This window comes from Tenacibaculum aquaeponti, assembly GCF_057221555.1.
In genome coordinates, this window is record NZ_CM170147.1 from 3,295,368 (window position 1) to 3,317,070 (window position 21,703).

General features: G+C 30.8%; 12 protein-coding genes. 2 read left to right on the forward strand and 10 right to left on the reverse strand.

Annotated features, from left to right (window positions below; all coding sequences use genetic code 11):
• Nucleotides 1-11: 11 nt before the first annotated feature.
• The 4 genes from AC2TEO_RS15045 to AC2TEO_RS15060 all read right to left on the reverse strand — a co-directional run bounded on the left by AC2TEO_RS15045 (nucleotide 12) and on the right by AC2TEO_RS15060 (nucleotide 4,630).
• The gene (locus tag AC2TEO_RS15045; protein ID WP_442265598.1) at nucleotides 12-410 is read right to left on the reverse strand and encodes a GlcG/HbpS family heme-binding protein; all 399 of its coding nucleotides are present in this window, start codon (nucleotides 408-410) and stop codon (nucleotides 12-14) included.
• Between the two features lie 103 nt (nucleotides 411-513).
• Nucleotides 514-1,269 (reverse strand): helix-turn-helix domain-containing protein, encoded by a 756-nt coding sequence (locus AC2TEO_RS15050; RefSeq protein WP_484730865.1) that lies wholly within the window; start codon nucleotides 1,267-1,269, stop codon nucleotides 514-516.
• Nucleotides 1,270-1,380: 111 nt separating this feature from the next.
• Nucleotides 1,381-2,043: an ABC transporter ATP-binding protein gene (locus tag AC2TEO_RS15055; RefSeq protein WP_442265600.1), complete on the reverse strand. Its 663-nt coding sequence runs from the start codon at nucleotides 2,041-2,043 to the stop codon at nucleotides 1,381-1,383.
• 88 nt (nucleotides 2,044-2,131) lie between these two features.
• Nucleotides 2,132-4,630: a DUF5916 domain-containing protein gene (locus AC2TEO_RS15060; protein ID WP_442265601.1), complete on the reverse strand. Its 2,499-nt coding sequence runs from the start codon at nucleotides 4,628-4,630 to the stop codon at nucleotides 2,132-2,134.
• Nucleotides 4,631-4,897: 267 nt separating this feature from the next.
• On the opposite strand from AC2TEO_RS15060, the gene sucC reads away from it, so the two are divergent.
• Nucleotides 4,898-6,094 carry an ADP-forming succinate--CoA ligase subunit beta gene (sucC, locus tag AC2TEO_RS15065; protein ID WP_442265602.1) on the forward strand — a complete coding sequence of 399 codons (1,197 nt, stop codon included), beginning with the start codon at nucleotides 4,898-4,900 and terminating at the stop codon, nucleotides 6,092-6,094.
• Between the two features lie 92 nt (nucleotides 6,095-6,186).
• Here sucC and AC2TEO_RS15070 read toward each other — a convergent pair whose 3' ends face one another.
• Nucleotides 6,187-10,548, reverse strand: coding sequence for a glycosyl hydrolase family 18 protein (locus AC2TEO_RS15070; protein WP_442265603.1), 4,362 nt, complete (start codon nucleotides 10,546-10,548; stop codon nucleotides 6,187-6,189).
• Between the two features lie 452 nt (nucleotides 10,549-11,000).
• Here AC2TEO_RS15070 and AC2TEO_RS15075 point away from each other — a divergent pair, with 452 nt between their 5' ends.
• Nucleotides 11,001-11,345 (forward strand): hypothetical protein, encoded by a 345-nt coding sequence (locus AC2TEO_RS15075; RefSeq protein ID WP_442265604.1) that lies wholly within the window; start codon nucleotides 11,001-11,003, stop codon nucleotides 11,343-11,345.
• Between the two features lie 54 nt (nucleotides 11,346-11,399).
• On the opposite strand, the gene AC2TEO_RS15080 is transcribed toward AC2TEO_RS15075, so the two are convergent.
• From AC2TEO_RS15080 to AC2TEO_RS15100, 5 genes are all read right to left on the reverse strand, one after another.
• Nucleotides 11,400-12,233, reverse strand: a complete 834-nt coding sequence (locus AC2TEO_RS15080; protein ID WP_442265605.1) for a hypothetical protein — start codon at nucleotides 12,231-12,233, stop codon at nucleotides 11,400-11,402.
• Complete coding sequence (locus AC2TEO_RS15085) at nucleotides 12,203-13,021, reverse strand: hypothetical protein (protein WP_442265606.1); 819 nt, start codon at nucleotides 13,019-13,021, stop codon at nucleotides 12,203-12,205. The genes AC2TEO_RS15080 and AC2TEO_RS15085 overlap by 31 nt, the downstream gene beginning before the upstream one ends.
• A gap of 102 nt (nucleotides 13,022-13,123) precedes the next feature.
• The gene (gene uvrB / locus AC2TEO_RS15090; RefSeq protein ID WP_442265607.1) at nucleotides 13,124-15,115 is read right to left on the reverse strand and encodes an excinuclease ABC subunit UvrB; all 1,992 of its coding nucleotides are present in this window, start codon (nucleotides 15,113-15,115) and stop codon (nucleotides 13,124-13,126) included.
• Nucleotides 15,116-15,171: 56 nt separating this feature from the next.
• Nucleotides 15,172-18,093 (reverse strand): T9SS type B sorting domain-containing protein, encoded by a 2,922-nt coding sequence (locus tag AC2TEO_RS15095; protein ID WP_442265608.1) that lies wholly within the window; start codon nucleotides 18,091-18,093, stop codon nucleotides 15,172-15,174.
• Between the two features lie 98 nt (nucleotides 18,094-18,191).
• Nucleotides 18,192-21,701: an FIDD domain-containing protein gene (locus tag AC2TEO_RS15100; RefSeq protein ID WP_442265609.1), complete on the reverse strand. Its 3,510-nt coding sequence runs from the start codon at nucleotides 21,699-21,701 to the stop codon at nucleotides 18,192-18,194.
• Nucleotides 21,702-21,703: the final 2 nt, after the last annotated feature.

Below are 21,703 nucleotides of genomic sequence, written 5' to 3' on the forward strand. Positions count from 1 at the left end.
TGTTTTTTGTTTTAAATAGCCTCCCTACCAGCTTCAGCTACAGCATGATCATTTTCAACAGTACTACCACTAACTCCAATAGCTCCAATAACATTTCCGTTAGCATCTTTTACAGGAACTCCACCTGGGAAAGTAATTAGTCCTCCATTAGAATGTTCAATATTGTAAAGTGAACCACCAGGTTGAGATAATTCGCCAATTACTCCTGTATTCATATCAAAGAAACGAGCTGTTTTTGCTTTTTTAATTGAAATATCTAAAGAACCTAACCAAGCTCCGTCCATACGAGCAAAAGCAATTAAATTAGCTCCAGAATCTACAACGGCAATGTTCATTTTAGTATTTAATTCAACTGATTTAGTTTTAGCAGCAGCAATTATTTTTTCTGCTTGTTCTAAAGTAATATTCATGTGTTCTATTTTTTAGTTTTAAAATTTCTGAGGCAAAAATAGAATCAGACTGAAGAAACGAGTTAACGATTAAAGTCCATATTGTTATGAAAAAAGGTCAATTTTAAATTGAAGATGGAGAAATGCCAAATCTTGATTTAAAGGCACTACTAAAATTTTGTAAATTACTGTAACCTAATTCTAAATAAATATCAGAAGCTTTAAGTTTTCCTTCTTCTAAAATAGTTTTGGCTTTCAGTAAACGTTTTTCACGGAACCATTTTCCTGGAGATAAATTATATTCCTTTATAAAATGACGTTTAAAAGTAGATAAACTCATATTGCATAGAAAAGCAATCTCTTCTAATGATAAAGAAGAATAAATATTTTGTTCGATGTTATATTTAAAAGAAGTCTTTTCCTTATGAACAAGAGAAAGTAAGTAGTTGTTAAAATCATTTTTGTATTTACTCTGTAGGTATAACAACAATTCTTCAAATTTAACTGTAAGTAAGTTCTCTGTAAATTCCATACTAGAATTACTTATAGATGTTAATGAGTTTAGGTAAGCTGTAATATATGTATCATTTTCAATAACAAAATAAGAAGGAATTTTTTTTGAAGAATTTTCTTTGGTAACATGTTTGTTCAAAAAATCGATTAATTGTTGTTCAGAAAAGAAAAGTAACTTACAATAGTATGTGTTTTCTTTATCAAGTAACTCGCTCCATAAACAATTTCCTTTAGGAATAAGTATCGATTGTTTATTGTCTACAATAACAGAAGTGTCAAGAAAATGAACCTGTTTTTTTCCTACTTGTAAAAAACTAAACATATGCATGTTTAAATTTACCTTAGTTTTAATAGCAGTTTCGGTCATTTTTAAGTCATAAATAAATAAGTTTTTATTTAGGTTGCCGTTTGCTATGTAACTTTCAGGTATATTTTCTATGCGCATTAATGCAAATGATTTACAATTTTAAAGTAACTGTTATTCAACAATAACACCGTCTTTCATTTCTAAAGTGCGATCGGCCATGTTTGCCAATTCTTTATTGTGAGTTACTAATACAAACGTTTGTCCGAATTTATCACGAAGTTCAAAAAATAATTCATGTAAGTTTTTGGCAGAGCTTGAATCTAAATTACCAGAAGGTTCATCTGCAAAAATTACAGAAGGACTATTAATTAAAGCTCTAGCTACAGCAACACGTTGTTGTTCACCACCAGAAAGTTCACTAGGTTTATGATTTTCTCTATGAGAAAGTCCAAGGAATTCAAGTAATTCTTTTGCTCTTTTTTCTGTTTCTTTTTTTCCTTTTTTAGCAATAAAAGCAGGAATACAAACATTTTCTAGAGCAGTAAATTCAGGAAGTAATTGGTGAAATTGAAAAATAAAACCGATGTGTTCATTTCTAAAAGCTGCGAGTTCATTTCCAGAAAGCTCTTTTATAGAAATATCGTTAATGAAAAGTTGATAGTTTTGCTCTTGATTAGCTTTATCTAATGTTCCTAAGATTTGTAATAAAGTGGTTTTACCTGCACCAGAAGGTCCAACAATAGCAACAATTTCTCCTTTTTCAATTTTGACGTTTACACCTTTTAAGATTTCAACATCACCATAACTTTTATGTATATTTTTTCCTGTAATCATGTTACGAATTCGATACAACGAATGTAAAAAAAAGAAATCAGACTAAAAGATATAATCTGATTTCTTACAAAAACAAACTAACGCATGGTTAGAAAAGATTTTTAATATTATTATAGTCGATAAAATATACTAATCGTAAAGAGAATGTGTGTCTCATATTTTCATCAAAAAGACGATTAATATTATCTGAAAAGCCAATATCGGCAGGAGCAAAGTCTGAATTCGGATTAATTGAATTTCTGTAAAAAGCAATTAATTGACTTCCAGGTGCAAATTGCCACACATAATTTAAATCTAAATTCCAGCTGTTAAAGTTCCTGTCGTAATTTCCTGTGTGTGAACTAGAAATTAACTGCCCATTAGATCTGTCTAATTTTAATAATTCGTCTTTGTATGGAACTTTACTCCAGTTATGCCTAAAACTTAAGGATAAAGATGAGTTTGTATTAAAACTATATTTACCAGATAATGTGTTTTCGTAATTAGTTCTATCTCTTTGTCCGAAAATAATTGAATTATCTTCTAATTGATCTATATAGCCTAAATCATTATTTGTTTTATTAAACCTGAAGAAATAATTTAAAGAAAATTTATTATTAAAACGATAACGAGGTCCTATACCAAATCCATAAGCTTCTTTTTCAATATCTTTAAAAAAAGTATAAAACCAATGATAATCTAGAGCTAATTTTTTTCTGTAATCTGTTGATGCCCAGTGATGAATGTTTATTCTTGTTGGTCTTTCAAAGAAAACTCCAGAAGTACTTCCTTGCCTTGGTTCAAAAAAATCTTTTGTTGTTGTTCTAACATTAATATTTCCTCCAAAATTAAATCGATTTCGGGTTTCAGACCAAAATGAAATTCCAGTAGTTGTTCCTGTATAAATTCCAGATTTATGTTGAAAATTTACATTATACCACCAATTTATTCCGAAATTATTAAAAATTCCAACAGGTTTTAATTGACGATAACCTGTAAAACCATAAATAGTTTGTTCATTATTGCTGAATAGAATTCCTAAATCGTTTGGATTGAAGTCTTTGTTCTCAAAATTATATCCAATTTCCCAGCGCCAAGCTCCTGATTGTTTACCAATACTGGTATCGAAAGAATAACCAGTTGTTGCATTGGCAGGATCGTCACTAATATCTGTCATTCTAAAATTACCATCAATATTATATGTACTAGATTTATCTTCAACATGCCATAATAATCCGGTAGCGTTTGCATCTCTAAATCTTCCATCTCTAGTAACATTTGTGTTAATTAAAGTAATAGAAGAATTTTGATTGAATTGTTTGTCTAATACCATAATATTGTAATTGGTAAAAGGCTCAGTGACAGCTTTACGTTGACTTTTAGTCGTGATAACTTCGGTACCAATTTGAGTTTGTTCTGTTCTTTCGATAGTAGCTTCTGTTTTTTCAGTAATAGCGTTAAAAAAACCAATACCTAATCCATCTTTTGTTCTTCCTGAAATTTTTATAGCGTTCAACATTTGAACTTTATTTGGATTATCAACTATTTCCTCATTTATTTTTTTTCCAGCAATAAAATCATCATCATTTTGTAAGTTTCCTTTTATATTAAACTGATCAGTGGGAGAACCACCAATTCTTCTTGAATAAAACAAACGACCTTTAGAAAACAATTCTGTTCCTTCAGTAAAAAACTGGCGTTGCTCTGTAAATTGTTGTTCAAACGGGCCTAAATTTAATTGTACATTATCAAAACCCACTTGACTAAAATCAGGAATTAATGTAGCGTCTAATGTGAAGTTTTCTGTTAAACCATATTTAATATCCATACCAACACTCCAATCGGTATCTGTATTTCCATTTTCAGTAATTATTGTTCCAGATGCGTATGGATATAAGTTTAATCTTGTAGGGGGAGAAATATTTTTAAAATTTTCAATCAATCCATCGTATTGTGTCCATCTTCCTATACTATTATCTATGTGATTCCAAGTGTACTGTGAATTTAAATTTTGAATTCTTCTATGGTAGTTTATTCCCCAAGACTGTATTTCACGATTAGCAAAACGTAAAGCTCTGTAGGGGATTTTCATTTCAACAACCCATCCATTTTCTGTAACTTTAGTATTACTATCCCAAACAGCACTCCAATTAAAATCTTCATTACCATTAGAAATTTTAGCATCTGCTTGAACTCCTGAACTTGTGACTATAAATTCAAAAGGATTTTGTCCATCATCATTAGGGTTTATCGTAATTAGAAAAAAATCGGTGTTACCAATATTATCTCTATTAGTGAATTCTGAAGGGATTTTATCTGGATTAGGGTCAAACATTTTTGCAGCAATATAAATAGCATTATCATCGTAAATAAGTTTCACTTCTGTTTTATAATCAGATAGTTCACTCTTACCATTGTCTGGTCTAAATTCAACAAAATCTTTAGCAATAGGAACATTTTGCCAAACAGTGTCATCTAAATTACCATCAATTTTAGGAGATGAGCTTATTCTTGTAGCTGAAAGCTTTTTTCTTTTGATGTTTACTTGGGCATTTGTATGTATTATATTTAATGCACAAATGATTAGTAATATAGTTAGTTTTTTCATTTTTAATATAGCACTTGATAATAGTTAAATAGTGTAATAGATTTATAGTGTGTTTGTTTTTCTAGAAAAAATTGATCGATTACAGTAAAGACCAGTGAAAAAATAGACCGTTACAGATTTAATTTTTTTTAACAATTTTTTAGGAGAGTTAGAGTTCAGAGAAAAATCATTTAAAAGAAAAGTGAAATGATAATTTTTTAATGTGTCAAAGCTATTTTAGTTTGAATTGAATTTGTATTTTTGTTCGACTTTTAAAATTCATAACGAATGAACTTACACGAATATCAAGGTAAAGAAATATTAAGTAGTTTCGGCGTTCGTACACAACGCGGTATCGTTGCTAGTACTCCTGAAGAAGCTGTAGAGGCAGCAAAAAAATTAACTGAAGAAACAGGAACTGGTTGGCATGTAATTAAAGCTCAGATTCACGCAGGTGGACGTGGAAAAGGTGGTGGAGTAAAATTAGCTAAGAATTTAGACGAGGTAAAGAGCATTTCTGACGATATCTTAGGAATGATGTTGATTACACCTCAAACTTCTGCTGAAGGTAAGTTAGTAAATCAAGTTTTAATTGCTGAAGATGTTTACTACCCAGGTGATAGCGAGCCAAATGAATTTTATATGTCAGTTTTATTAAACCGTGCTACAGGAAGAAACATGATTATGTATTCTACTGAAGGTGGTATGGATATTGAAGCTGTTGCTGAAGAAACTCCACATTTAATTTTTACTGAAGAGATTAACCCTGGAACAGGATTGTTACCATTCCAAGCTCGTAAAATTGCTTTCAACTTAGGTTTAAGCGGTGGAGCTTTAAAAGAAATGGTAAAATTTGTTACTGCTTTATATACAGCTTATGTTAAGTCTGACTCAGCTTTATTTGAAATCAATCCAGTATTAAAAACTTCTGATGATAAAATTTTAGCTGTAGATGCTAAAGTAACTTTAGATGAGAACGCTTTATTCCGTCACAAAGACTATGCTGCTTTAAGAGACGAACGTGAAGAGAATCCTATCGAAGTTGAAGCTAAAGCTGCAGGATTAAATTATGTAGATTTAGATGGAAATGTTGGATGTATGGTAAACGGAGCTGGTTTAGCAATGGGAACTATGGACTTAATTAAGCAAGCAGGTGGTGATCCAGCTAACTTCTTAGATGTTGGAGGTACAGCTGATGCTAAACGTGTAGAAACTGCTTTTGAAATCATTTTAAAAGATCCAAATGTAAAAGCAATTTTAGTAAATATTTTTGGAGGTATTGTACGTTGTGATCGTGTAGCGCAAGGTGTTGTAGATGCTTACAAAAACATGGGAGATAAAATTAATGTGCCTATCATTTGTCGTTTACAAGGAACAAATGCTAAAGAAGCTAAGGAATTAATTGATAATAGCGGAATGGAGATCATTTCTGCTACAGAATTCCAAGAAGCTGCTGATAAAGTAGGTGAAGTGTTAAAAGCATAAAGATATTAGTGTGTAAACTAATTCTTAATTAAATATATTTTTAAAAGGGCTGTCTTTCTTAAGACAGCCCTTTTTTATTCTGTATTAGAGTATTACTTTACTTTAATAAACTTACCAAAATACTTTGTTTTATTGTTTGTTAGAGTATAAAAATATAAACCACTTTCTAATAAGCTTAAATTAAAATTATTTTTTCCTTTTTCTGAGATTACTTTAGATTTAAAAACTATAGCTCCTTTACTATCATAAATTAATAACTCATTATTATTATCATTATTTGAATTTAAAAACTCAAGGGTCATGAAATTATTAACAGGATTAGGATAAATTTTAAATGAATCATTTTTAGTGTCAGTAGAAATTAAGTTACTTCTGTTTAGTGTGCTTAACCCATCTAAATATGCTCTATGACTTGAAGAAAATGTTGAGTTTCCAAATAAATCCCAATTAATAGACCATGTCATTAATCCTCTAAAGTCTGGATAAATACCATTTGTAGTATAAGTTCTTCCTGGGTAAGTAGTTCCTTTAATTAAATAATCTAATGCCTGTTGTACCATAGTTTCAGAAGTATAACCACTTCCAGCAGCTTGTGTTGTTGCAGGTAAACCAATAGCAACTTGATCGGGTCTTAAGCCGGGGAAAGTTAATCCAGTTTGGGCTACTTTAAATCCAGTAATTAACATTTCTGCCATAGCGACATGAAAATCAATAGTAGCAGGTTGATAAATTTTTCCATCCCTACCAAACATTGATCCTGTATTATAATGTTGAACATGAATATAATTCATTTCATTGCGTAGTGCGTGAACAACAGGAAGGTATGCTCCAAAAATACCAGAATAATTACCGTAAGCTCCTTGCACGTAAGCTGTTTCTGGAGCCATACTTAAAATAAAGTTATTTTCACCAATGTTATTTCTTATTGTTTTGGTAGCATCGATTAAGTTAATAATTTTAGGCGTAGTTGGATTTCTAAAATCTGTGTCCCCACTATTTAATGAAAGAGAACTACCTTCTAAGTCAATATCTAATCCATTAAAACCATAAGTGTTTATTATGTTTGTCATTGAACTTATAAATTCATTTTTTTCACTTTCATTATTCAACTCAATTTTTGCATTAGCGCCTCCAATTGAGATTAAAACTTTTTGACCTCTAGCTTTTACTGTAGCTATATCGTTTATGAGCGCTTGTGTATTTCCTTGGTAAATCTCATATGGCGTAAATTGCATATCTGCTGTACTTCCTGTTTTAGGCTCTGCAAAGGCAACACAAATTACATCCCAATCTGTAGATACTTCACTTAATCGTGGAGTAGTTGATCCATTATTAAAGTTATGCCAATAGCCAACTAAAATTTTTTCAGGAATACTATTATTACCACCACCAGAATTTTTTCTAATTAGAACTACACTTGAAGTAGTTTGATTATTATCATTATCAGTAGCAACGACTGTTAGTGAGTAACTCGAATCTTGTGCGTTAGTAATAGTAAAGGAGTATGGGGAAGTTAAATCCTCGCCTAGTTTAATGCTCCCATTAAAAAATTCTACTTTAGAAATGGTTCCATCATCACTAGCGTCAGCATTAATAACAATATTATTGTTTGAATTATAGGTGCTACCATTTAATGGAGATGTAATATTTACTTGAGGAGAAGTATTATTTCCTCCATTGCAGCTACCTGTTTTAGACCATGCATCTTGCCAATGAGCTCCTGTACCTGGAGCATATGCCCAAGCTGAAGAAGAAGAACACCATCCTGGGATTTTGCATTTGAATTTTTCACCTTCATTTTGAACTTCCTGATCTTGTCCATATGAATTACCGGCTACATATTGAGGAAGCCCATTGCAATTACCACCTCCAGTAGTTGATGTAACAGATATGTTTATAGTTGAAGATGTTGTTGTTAATCCTTTATTATCAGTAGCTACAGTCGTTAAATAATAATTTCCTTCAGTGAAATTATTTATAGTAAAAGTATAAGGAGCGGTTGTATCTTCACCTAGTTTAGTGTTTTCATTAAAAAATTCTACTTTAGCAATAGTTCCATCGCTGTCCGTAGCAGTAGCGGTAATAGTTATCGTTTCGCCTTCGTTAAATGAAGTATTATTATTAGGGCTAATAATACTAATTGATGGAGGGGTGTTTTCTCCAGTATCGCCACAATTTTTAATTTTTCTCCAAGGTTGTCCATCACCTGTATGAGTATCTGGAGTTTGATTTAACGACCACCATTTCGCTTGATAGTTTACATTTTTATATACAATATTTTCTCCTCCTTTGTATGTAGTTGTAGAAGACCAATCAGGAATTCCATTACAAGTGTCTGAAGTATCTCCATTTTTAACCGTAATTGAAACTGCTGTAGAAGTGGTAGAAGTATTATTATTGTCAGTAGCTATGGCTGTTAAAGAATAATTCCCAGAAGAAACATTTTGCCAGATATATTCGTATGGAATAGTAGTATCTTCTCCTAGTTTAGTATTTCCATTAAAAAACTCTACTTTGGTTACCGTTCCATCGTTATCTGAAGCTGTAGCTAAAATAGTTATATTATCACCTGTGTTGAAAGAGTCATTATTGGTAGGAGAAGATATGTTTACCGTTGGTGATTCATTAGAGTTGTCACTATTTACTATTATAGTAATAGCAGAAGAAGTCGTAGAAGCATTGTTATTATCAATAGCTTTAGTGGTTAAAGAATAATTTCCAGGAGAAACATTTTGCCAGGTATATTCGTATGGAATAGTAGTATCTTCTCCTAACTTAATATTGCCATTATAAAATTCTACTTTAATTACCGTTCCGTCATTGTCAGAAGCTATTGCGGATATATTAATAGTATCACCTTGATTGAAATTTGTATTGTCGTTTGGTGACGTTATACTTACTGATGGTGGAGTATTTCCGTCAGTTGTACCGCTAGCAAAAACTTCATTTATTTTATTTACTAAAGGAGATTTTACGTTAGACCATCTTTTTAATTTTGTTCCAAACGAAGTGACAGAACCACTTAATTCTAAATCACCATATACAGTCCAAACTATTGTTCCACCTAATTGATTATCATTAATAAATTGTGCTTTTATACCTATAGATTCTTCATCATCGTAACTTAAAAAATATTTACCATTCACTAAATAAGGCACTTTAGCTTCATTATCCCATTTTCTTGTCCAGCCACTATTAGCAGATAGTGCTTTTTGTTTGATATAATAGTAATTAGGAGTTCCGTCATAAACATCTCTAGGCCAGTTTGTAAAGTCAGATGCTGTTTGTATTGGACCATCAGGCTGAACGTTTTCTGATCTTTTAACGGTAGAAGCGTTAAGATCTGCATTACCAGCAGTTATAACTCCTCTTCCATAAAATGGAGCTCCAAAACAAATCTTATTTTTAGGAACATTTAATTCATTTAGTTTATCTAAAGTTGATTTCCAACTAAAAAAAGATACCTCAGCATTTGTATACGGATAAACGGGAGCATTATGTCCAGCTTTGTTAGACCAACCTCCATTATAGTCATATGTCATCATGTTAAAGTAATCCATAGAGTTAGCTAATCTACTCCAGTTAAAACCTTCAAGCTTTCTTGGATCAGCAGCCATTGCAGCTGTTATTAATTTGTCTGATCCTATAGCTGCTCTAATCTCTTCCACTAATTTTTCGAAATTTTCAAAATCTGCTTGAGTACCTGTAAAATTCATTCCAGAATAAGGACCAGGATATTCCCAATCCAAATCAATACCATCAAATCCAGTTGCGATTAACTTTTTACAATCGTTAATAAATCGTGCTCTTTTAACAGGATCTGCCGCCATTTCTGGAAAATGTTTACACATACTCCAGCCACCAATAGATGCCATAACTTTAACTCCTTTTTGGTGAGCTAAATTGATTAAACCAGGGGCACCATTTTCTTTATGTAATGGGAGTGGAAGAGTTCCACTTAATCCCCATGTAGGGTGAGTCCATGTATTTCCATTAACTTCAACTTGAAAACCTTGAGCTTCTGCTCTTTGTTTAGCATTTTCATTGATGAATTGAAGAGGTTCTATTTCACCGAATAAAATATGCATATCCCAACTACTATAAATATCTGTAAAAAAGATGTCTTTAGGTTCTTGACTTACTCCGTTTTTATAAATTTGCTTATTTCTATGATCTCCACTATGTAACGATCCATCATTAGCTACTCCAAAAAAGGAATAGTTTAAAATAGTATACTTTGAATAATCAATATTCAAATGTGTTAAAGCTCCTTGAGCAGGAAGTCCTGCATTGGTCGCTTTCCAAGCATCCCAGTTAGTAATGTAACCAATAACTTGTTTTTGATGATTAGATGTAGTGGCAGTTCCACCTGTGTTAACTTGTGATAAAAGAATTGTGGTAGTGAAAAAGAATACAATTAGTAGTCTTTTTCTAATAAAAGAATAGGGTTTCATATGTAATAGGTTGTTAATTAGGGTTTTAATTTATTTTTTTTGTGTTTTTTAAAAAAATAAAATCGACAAACGACATAAAAAATACAATTGGAGACATATAAAAATAGATAATGAACATTAGAAATAATGTTAATCTGGCTGATAAATTGTTTAATAAACCTATTAATTTTTAGCTAAAATTTTAATATTCACTTTTTATTTTTATATGTGTTAAATTGTTGTTTTTTAGAGTTTTAATTTTGGGTTAATCTTTGTTGATATTGTTAACATTAAAATTAGTTTTTGATAACTAATTACTTTCATTTTCTTGAGTTTTAGGTAACTTTTTGTTTAGTAGTGTGTTATATTTTTGATGAAGTTAATTACTAACATTAGAACCCCCGATTAACAAAAGTTAAAAGAGTAAAAGAAGATCAATTTTAATTAAAACAAAAAACAAAAAATCTACCATTATGAAATCAATCAAAGCCTTATTAATTATTGTAACATTATCATTTAGTTCAATTATTTATGCCAATAATACAAGTTCTACAGACAAAAAAGTATTTACAGAAGTAAGAGAGGAAATTCAAAATTTACTAAAGAATCCAGGTTTTTTAGTAGAAGAAGATATGAAGATCACTGTACGTTTAACAGTAAATAAAAGAAATGAAATTGTTGTTTTATCTGTAAATTCAAGAACAAGCAATTATCAAGTTGAAGCATTTATTAAAAACAGATTGAATTATAAGAAATTATCCGAAAAAATAGAAGCAAAAGTATATACATTACCAGTGATAATGGTGTCTAAAAAATAAGTTTTCATTAAAAAAATAAAGCTTCATAGTATATATTATGAAGCTTTTTTGAATTTACTTTAAGTTCTTAATTTTTTTATCCCATTCAATTTTATTTTCTATAAAATAACTTTTATTATTTTTTAATTTCTTTTGATTTCTCCAATAGGTCCCTGTGTATTTAATAAGGTAATATCCATCAGGAAAAATTATAATACTGGAAGGATTTTTAAATGCGCTCTTGAAAGTTTTTTTAATAATTTTATTAGGATCGTTAAAGTAATTTCGACTTTCTAAATCTTGATAAGGAAATCCTTTATTGATATCGTATACACTAAAAAAAACTACTTTCTTATTTTTCTTAGACCTTTTTCGGTCACCTCCAATTTCTTCTAAATAGTTTTTATATCCTATTACTCTCTTAACTTTGAAAGCTTTTCTCTCGAATTTTTTTAGTTTTTTCTTTTTTGAATTATAAGGTAAATAGCCTATTTTGTTATTTAAAGAATCGAGATAAATATATGCCGATTGTTCTGACATATCATTTTTATTAGGAATTGTATCCTTGTAATTGATAGACCAAGTTTTAGTACTGTCGATTCTATTTCTAAGTGCAAATAATTTCTTTATTTGTTGGTGTTTTTTCTTGTCGAGTTTGCCAAATATTTCATTAAGAAAAAGTTTTTTTAAAATGATTGTATCGTTTTCTAGTTTAACATAACTAAAAAGATCACTATTAATTCTATTCGTAAATTTTTCTTCAGATATTTCATTAAGCTCATGATCTAATAAATACACTTTTTTATCAGTAGAATATGTTTGGCCTTTTGATGCAATACTTACAAAAAGAAAGAAAATGATTGTTATTTTATATGTTATTATTGTAATTGTTTTACTTTTCGTTTCCATTGTTTTCTTTTTCTATTGAAAAAACTTTTCTTCAATAATTTTTTAGTGATATTTTTTCTTCCGCTAAAAGATATATAATTTCTATTTCCAAAGAAAGAAAGGTAAAATTGTCCATCAGGATGAATAACTATAACTTCATAATTTCTTACAGCTTCTCTAAAAGATTTTTTTAAAATTAAATTATCATCTTTAAAATAACTAAGATTATATAGCACATTTTTAGGAAAACCATGATTCTTATTGTAAAAGTGAATTAATTCTGATGTTTTTTCTTTTCCAAAAGAACTGATCTCTTTTTCTATGTGGTGAACATAATCGTTATAACTGCTCAAATGAGCATGATAAGCAGCATTACTGTAATCTTTTTTAGGAGTTTTAGAGTCAGAACCATAAGGAACAAAGCCAATGACTTCTTTTTGTTTGTTATAGTAAGCTATACCCGATTGAGCCGGCATTTTTTCTTTATTAGGAATTGAATCGACATAATGAATAAACCAAGCTTTAGTAGTGTCTATTTTATAGCGTAAACTATATAATTTTTTAAGCTGATGATGTCTTCTTTTATCTAATTTACCAAAAACTTCCTTATACATTAATTTTCGTATAAATGAAGAATCGTTTTCGTAATTTACAGTTTTAAACAATTCTGAGTCTTCGTTTTGTTTGAAGTTTAAAAATGATATTTCTTTAAAGTCAGCATTATAATAGCGATATTTTTTTTGGTGAGTTGTTCTTTGTGCATTTATAGAAATAAATGCAAATAAAGAAACAATAATAATTTGTTTCATTTTGATTTTATCAGTTTAAATTTTGTTAAGAGTTACTTTAATTGGAAAATGTTACCCAATTGATTGTTCAAACAATTTTAGAAATATGAAATACGAAAATAGTTAAGTTAAATGTTCTTTTAAAACTTTTATTTCATCACGTAATTTTGCAGCTTCTATAAAGTCAAGTGCTTTTGCAGCAGTTTCCATTTGTTTACGTTTTTCTCTAATTCTTTTTTCTAGTTCTGGTTTAGGTAAGTATTCTAAATCTTGTTCAGCAGCTTTTTGCGTAGCCGATTCATATTGATAAGAAGTGGTTGTATTCTTTGACAAAGTATTGTCTATCTTTTTATTAATTTGTTTGGGAGTAATACCAAATTTAGTATTGTAGTTTACCTGTTTTTCTCTTCTCCTGTTAGTTTCATCAATAGTTTGTTGCATGCTATTAGTAATTTTATCAGCATACATAATCGCTTTACCATTTACATTACGTGCAGCTCTACCAACAGTTTGTGTTAAAGATCTGTGCGAGCGTAAAAAGCCTTCTTTATCAGCATCTAAAATGGCAACTAAAGAAACTTCAGGTAAATCTAAACCTTCTCGTAATAAATTTACTCCAATAAGTACATCAAATAAACCTTTTCGTAAATCTTGCATAATTTCAACACGTTCAAGTGTGTCTACATCGGAATGAATATAACGACATCGTATTTGAATTCTTGTTAAATATTTAGCCAGTTCTTCAGCCATTCTTTTTGTAAGAGTAGTTACTAAAGTTCGTTCATCTTTTTCAACACGAATTTGAATTTCTTCAATTAAATCATCAATTTGATTTAAACTCGGACGAACTTCAATTTCTGGGTCTAATAAACCAGTTGGACGAATAACTTGTTCTACAAATAAACCTTCTGTTTTCTGTAGCTCATAATCTGCAGGAGTAGCAGAAACGTAAATGACTTGATTTTGTAACGTTTCAAACTCTTCAAATTTTAGAGGGCGGTTATCCATTGCTGCAGGAAGTCTAAACCCGTATTCTACCAAGTTTTCTTTTCGACTTCTATCTCCACCATACATAGCATGAACTTGCGGAACTGTTACATGACTTTCGTCAATAACCATTATATAATCATCTGGAAAATAATCTAGTAAACAGAACGGACGTGTTCCAGCTTCTCTACCGTCTAAATATCTTGAGTAGTTCTCTATTCCAGAGCAATAACCAAGTTCACGAATCATTTCTAAATCGAATTCTGTTCGTTCTTTTAAACGTTTAGATTCTAAATGCTTTCCTATTTCAGAGAAGTAATCGCATTGTTTTACTAAATCATCTTGAATCTGATGAATAGCATTTTGTAAAATATCTGGAGATGTTACAAATAAGTTTGCCGGATATATATTTAGATGTTCAAATTCTTCTACAATTTGATTGTTTTCAATATCAAAAGCTTCTATTTCTTCAATTTCATCACCAAAGAAATGAACACGATATCCGTTGTCTCCGTAAGAAGGATAAATTGTAACTACATCTCCCTTTACTTTAAATGTCCCGCTTTTAATTTCTACTTCAGAACGCGCATATAAACTAGTAACTAATTGATGTAAGAATTTTGTTCTTGAAATTTGTTGTCCGACTTCAATCTCAATCACATTCTTTTTAAATTCAATTGGATTTCCAATACCATACAAACAAGAAACTGAGGCGATTACAATGACATCTCTTCTGCCAGATAAAAGAGAAGAGGAAGTACTAATTCTTAAACGTTCAATTTCGTCGTTTATGGAAAGATCTTTTTCTATATAAGTTCCAGTAACAGGAATATACGCTTCTGGTTGATAATAATCATAATACGATACAAAATATTCAACAGCATTATTCGGAAAGAATTGTTTAAACTCTGAATATAATTGTGCTGCTAAAGTTTTATTATGAGCTAAAACTAAGGTCGGACGATTTACTGTTGCAATAACATTAGCAACACTAAATGTTTTTCCTGATCCTGTTACTCCTAATAAAGTTTGATATTTTTCATCTGCGTTAATTCCATCAGCTAATTGTTTTATAGCTTGTGGTTGATCTCCAGTTGGTTGAAATTCTGAAACTAGTTTGAAATCCATATAACAAAAATAAGCATAGTTTGGGTGAAAATCTATGCTTATTCATGTTGATTGTATTATTTTCTTAGTAACGAAAAATGTCCTCTTCTTGTAAATGTTTTTCCGTTTCTATCAGTAAGTTCTATATTGAACCAATAATCGTTAGAAGGTAAGTTTCTTCCATTGTATAAACCGTTCCAACCTTCTCCGTCGATTTGTAGAGAGGTAATTAATTTTCCGAATCGATCAAATATATTAATACTACTTTTAGGATAGAAGAATGAGTTTGTTCCTTTAACATTCCATAGGTCGTTAACCCCGTCGTTATTTGGGGTGAAAAAATCTGGGAATTCTAAAACAGAAACGTCTAATTGAGCTATTCCACAATCGTTTTTATCTCTAATAAGAATAGTATAAATACCACCTTTTAAGTTTTCAAATTTTGGAGAATCTTGAAAGTCAACAACGATTTGATTGTTTTCATTTTGTAGCGCAAACTCATAATCACCAATGCCTAAATTTGTTCCAGAGTTGTTAATAGATATTGAGTTGTTTTCAGAATCATCTACAATGGTAACATCATTTTGATTTACAGATGCAATGATTGATTCATTAACAATAATAGTTTTAGATCTTCTACATAAAGTAGTTGTATTAATTGCAGTCACTTTATATGTTCCTCCCTGTGTTAAATCAAGTGTTTGATTATTACCTATTATGGTTGGATCACCACTTCTAGTCCATTCATAACTATAATTTCCATCAGGATTTTCAGCTTCAATACTCGAAAGGTTATTCAAACATAAAATTTGAGGAGAAGTAATGTCAAAATTAGGAAGCGGTAGCGTTCTAATAAAGAGTTTACTTAATCCTGTACAATTGTTATTAATTTTATTAACAATTTTAATGAAAATGGTTTGCTGTGTGTTTGCAGGAATATTAGTATTTCTATAATTGCTAATATTAGTGATTTGATTGGTTACTGCATCTCTATCAGTTTCATTTTCAAAAAATAAGATGTTTAAATCGTTTCTAATAGCAGGAGCAAAAAGATTTTTAACTTCAGTTTCAGCATCAGAAATATCAAAAGTAGTAATACCGTCAGTATCGTCGTTATTTAGGGTATTATTTCCATCAGCATCTAAGAAATCATCACAGGCAGTAAATTCTTTATCATAAAGAATATCAGCGGCAAAATTAATTGAGATATTAAGTTGCGAAATTCGATAACAATTTTTATCAGAAATAGTTCTTACCCAAATGGTATCACCATTATTAGCATCATAATTAATGGGGTCAGAGATTTCGGCAGAATCAGCAATAGCATCAGCTTGAGAAGGATAATATTTAAAAGTTTCGTTAGTGTGATTATTGGAAATATTTATTTGAGCTTGAGTTAAGTTAATAGTTGCTGCAAGATCTCCATCATTTTCACACTGTTCAATTAGAACATTAGGATTTGCTAATACAGGCAATGAATTAACGACAAGTTTGAAAGGAAGAAAACTGGTTCCAGCTTCAGAAGCAGTAAAACAATTTGTATTAGTTCTATTTTCTACTCTAACATAAATTGTTTGCTCATTAATAGAAGTATTTCTATAAGCAGAGTTTTTATCTATACTATCAGTTGAATTATCGGTTTTTGCTCCTGTAAGTGTAGTGTGATAACTAACATTATATTGTGTTGAAGAAAGACTTCCTAGAATTTCACTGTCTTTAGAAGAAAGTATAAAGTTATTAAAAAAACCGTCAGTATCACCACCATTAGCTGTATCATCACAAACTTCGTAATCTATAGGTTGAGTTGGAGTAGGCAAGGAGGTAACATTCAATTGGAAAGAAGTTGTATCAAAACAAACATCAGGATTTCCGTTATTGTGAATTCTAGCATAAATTGTTTGGCTACTATTAGGAGAAGGGTTGGTATAAGGGTTAGGTAATGCGTTAGCAGTATTATTAGCATCGGCATCAGCTTGGCTTAAATAGTAATTAACTTCAAACTGACTAGGTGTTTGAGTACCTAAAACTTGAGGAGTCACATCATTTTGTAAATCGAAACTATTTAGGCCATCACTATCTGTGTCACAAAAATTAATGTTGGTTACTGTATTAGCAATAGGAACAGGTAAATACGTGATTTCAACTTCATCTTCAGCAGTTCCCCCTACATCATCTGTAATAATTACTTTATAAATTCCAGATCTATTATCGTTAATTGTTAAAGTTGCGTTAGTTTCTCCTGGAATTGTAGTAAATCCTGAACCAGTATTAATTAGCCATTCAAAAGCTGTTGCAACACCTCTAGTAGGGGTTCCGTCCAGAGTAATAGGAGTTCCATTACAAGCTGTTTGATCAATTCCTAATTCTCCTGTTACAATAGAACAATCAGTTGCACCAGCTGAAGATGCACCAAAGTTGGTTTGTTCTAATTTAATTTTTCCTGGAAGGCCTTCATAATTTGTGATAAGTAATACATAAAATTGACCAGCTTGTGCATTATTAATGGAGAAGTTTTCTATTGGAGAAGGGTCAAAACTACAGTCGACAATATTGGTGTTGTCTAAATTATTAGTGTAAAAATTAGGCGATCCTGTGTTACTAGGACAGCTTACGGGTGAGCCAGATGCATCTGTACATGTTTGAGCTAAACTAGTACAATTACTGTCTGGAGTAGCAAAAGGTCCCCAGGCTATAAAATCTACATCTATCCTTACACCAACAGGATTTCCTGTAGCGTCAAAATCTGCAGCTTGAATAATTTGGAAATTTAAATCCCCTGTTTGCTCTACTCGAATAAAAAACCAAGCAGGGTTTGGAGTTTCACCTAAACACCCAACCGAACCACTATTAGGAACTCCTGTAACATTGGAGAAAATTTTAACACCACTACTATCTGAACACATAGGTTCAGCTGCATTACAAGTAGAAGCTCCGTCTTGGGCGTACGTCCAAAATAAAGTAGAAAATAAAAAAGAGATATAAAGTAATTTTCTTACCATAATTTCTTGAAAGTGGGATTATTCGATTAAAAGTTAGTAAATAACTCTTGCAATATAACAGTTAAAGTTAGTGAATTCCTACCTTTTAAATACTAATTTTATTTTCTTAGTAACGAAAAATGTCCTCTTCTTGTAAATGTTTTTCCGTTTCTATCAGTAAGTTCTATATTGAACCAATAATCGTTAGAAGGTAAGTTTCTTCCATTGTATAAACCGTTCCAACCTTCTCCGTCGATTTGTAGAGAGGTAATTAATTTTCCGAATCGATCAAATATATTAATACTGCTTTTAGGATAGAAGAATGAGTTTGTTCCTTTAACATTCCATAGATCGTTAACCCCGTCGTTATTTGGGGTGAAAAAATCTGGGAATTCTAAAACAGAAACGTCTAATTGAGCTATTCCACAATCGTTTTTATCTCTAATAAGAATAGTATAAATACCACCTTTTAAGTTTTCAAATTTTGGAGAATCTTGAAAGTCAACAACGATTTGATTGTTTTCATTTTGTAGCGCAAACTCATAATCACCAATACCTAAGTTTGTTCCAGAGTTGTTAATAGATATTGAGTTGTTTTCAGAATCATCTACAATGGTAACATCATTTTGATTTACAGATGCAATGATTGATTCATTAACAATAATAGTTTTAGATCTTCTACATAAAGTAGTTGTATTAATTGCAGTCACTTTATATGTTCCTCCCTGTGTTAAATCAAGTGTTTGATTATTACCTATTATGGTTGGATCACCACTTCTAGTCCATTCATAACTATAATTTCCATCAGGATTTTCAGCTTCAATACTCGAAAGGTTATTCAAACATAAAATTTGAGGAGAAGTAATGTCAAAATTAGGAAGCGGTAGCGTTCTAATAAAGAGTTTACTTAATCCTGTACAATTGTTATTAATTTTATTAACAATTTTAATGAAAATGGTTTGCTGTGTGTTTGCAGGAATATTAGTATTTCTATAATTGCTAATATTAGTGATTTGATTGGTTACTGCATCTCTATCAGTTTCATTTTCAAAAAATAAGATGTTTAAATCGTTTCTAATTGCAGGAGCAAAAAGATTTTTAACTTCAGTTTCAGCATCAGAAATATCAAAAGTAGTAATACCGTCAGTATCGTCGTTATTTAGGGTATTATTTCCATCAGCATCTAAAAAATCATCACAGGCAGTAAATTCTTTATCATAAAGAATATCAGCGGCAAAATTAATTGAGATATTAAGTTGCGAAATTCGATAACAATTTTTATCAGAAATAGTTCTTACCCAAATGGTATCACCATTATTAGCATCATAATTAATGGGGTCAGAGATTTCGGCAGAATCAGCAATAGCATCAGCTTGAGAAGGATAATATTTAAAAGTTTCGTTAGTGTGATTATTGGAAATATTTATTTGAGCTTGAGTTAAGTTAATAGTTGCTGCAAGATCTCCATCATTTTCACACTGTTCAATTAGAACATTAGGATTTGCTAATACAGGCAATGAATTAACGACAAGTTTGAAAGGAAGAAAACTGGTTCCAGCTTCAGAAGCAGTAAAACAATTTGTATTAGTTCTATTTTCTACTCTAACATAAATTGTTTGCTCATTAATAGAAGTATTTCTATAAGCAGAGTTTTTATCTATACTATCAGTTGAATTATCGGTTTTTGCTCCTGTAAGTGTAGTGTGATAACTAACATTATATTGTGTTGAAGAAAGACTTCCTAGAATTTCACTGTCTTTAGAAGAAAGTATAAAGTTATTAAAAAAACCGTCAGTATCACCACCATTAGCTGTATCATCACAAACTTCGTAATCTATAGGTTGAGTTGGAGTAGGCAAGGAGGTAACATTCAATTGGAAAGAAGTTGTATCAAAACAAACATCAGGATTTCCGTTATTGTGAATTCTAGCATAAATTGTTTGGCTACTATTAGGAGAAGGGTTGGTATAAGGGTTAGGTAATGCGTTAGCAGTATTATTAGCATCGGCATCAGCTTGGCTTAAATAGTAATTAACTTCAAACTGACTAGGTGTTTGAGTACCTAAAACTTGAGGAGTCACATCATTTTGTAAATCGAAACTATTTAGGCCATCTCTATCTGTGTCACAAAAATTAATTTCGTTAACAGGATTAGCTACAGCAGGAGTAAAAACACCAATAGAAAAGCTACCTTCAAGTTTTATAACTTCACTACAATCATTTGTGAGATTAACAGTTAGTTTATATTTACCACTATTATTTGTGTTAAGGTTATTTAGAGATAGTTTTGATTGATTAGAAATTATAGTTGAAGTTGTTCCGTTATCAAATGTCCATTCATAAGTTATTCCTGTACCAGTAACACTTCCAGAATCTATTTCAATGGAATCTCCAATACAATATTTTCTATCTTGATTATTTATGATATCTCCTGAGGATAGATCTATAATTTCAATAGGTAATAAAAGAGAGGATATAAAAGGGGGTAATCCTTGAGTAGATAATTTACCTCTAAGGTCTATAGCATTTTCTGTAAAAATAATGTCTCTAGCATTAGCTGTTGGATTTTCAATTACATCTAAACTTGTAGCATCACCTCTAGTATCATCAAAAGCTAATGGAATGGTAACATAAATACGACTATCAGGGCCTAATTGTAATCCTCCTCTAAAACCAATTTCTTGATGAATTATGTTTTTTGAACCAGGGATGTTAGCATCATTCAAATCGAATTGAAGTAATCTATATGTAGTTTGAGGATCATTCAAATCTAATCTAAAACCAGAAACAGTAGATATATACAACTTCTTTGAGTCTACAGAGAATTCAACACCATATGGTTGTCCGTCTGCAATTCTCGTTAAGATAATTTCTGAACTAGGGTCAACAGTTCCATTAGTAGCGTTAAAATTATATAAATTAGCAGAAGACAATTGGTTTGCAACTGCTAATTTAGTTCCATCAGGTGATAGTTTTAAATAACCTCTTCTGGTTGTATTACTAGGTACGGAAGAAATTACAGGAGTTGTATTAACACCAGTATCATCTACCTTAAATGCATAGAACGTATTATTAACAGCAGAAACTACCCAAAATGTATTACATTCTGTTCCTCTAACTGCTGCAACTTTTTCTGTCCAAATATCTTCTAAACTACCAGATAAAGGAGTAGGTCCATCTATAATTTCCCCTAATCCACTATTTTTAGAAATATCAATAGTATATAAATTTAATCCTTTTCCTGAAGCTCCACCCCCACTTGGTCCGTCATCAACAGTAAATAAATAATATATAGATGTTGATTTAGGTTTTGGTATAATCATACCTGACTGACTACTTGAAGGATTTCCGAGTAAATCAACAGCTAACCTACCATCAGAATATTTCATGATATCATGATTTTTATTCCAAACTGTAATTCCATCAGAATAAAAAAGTAAGTTTCCATTAGTGTCAGAAAAAGTAGAACACCCCTCAAGAGTATTAACTTGCCCATCTGTTATAGCAGTAGGAGGAGAGGTGTTAAAATCGATACCAGCATTTCTTCCAAAGTACCAAATGTTAGCTTCTTTTTGAGCAAATAGCTGAATACTTGAGAGAATAGTGATTAATAGTAAAGCTTTTTTCATTT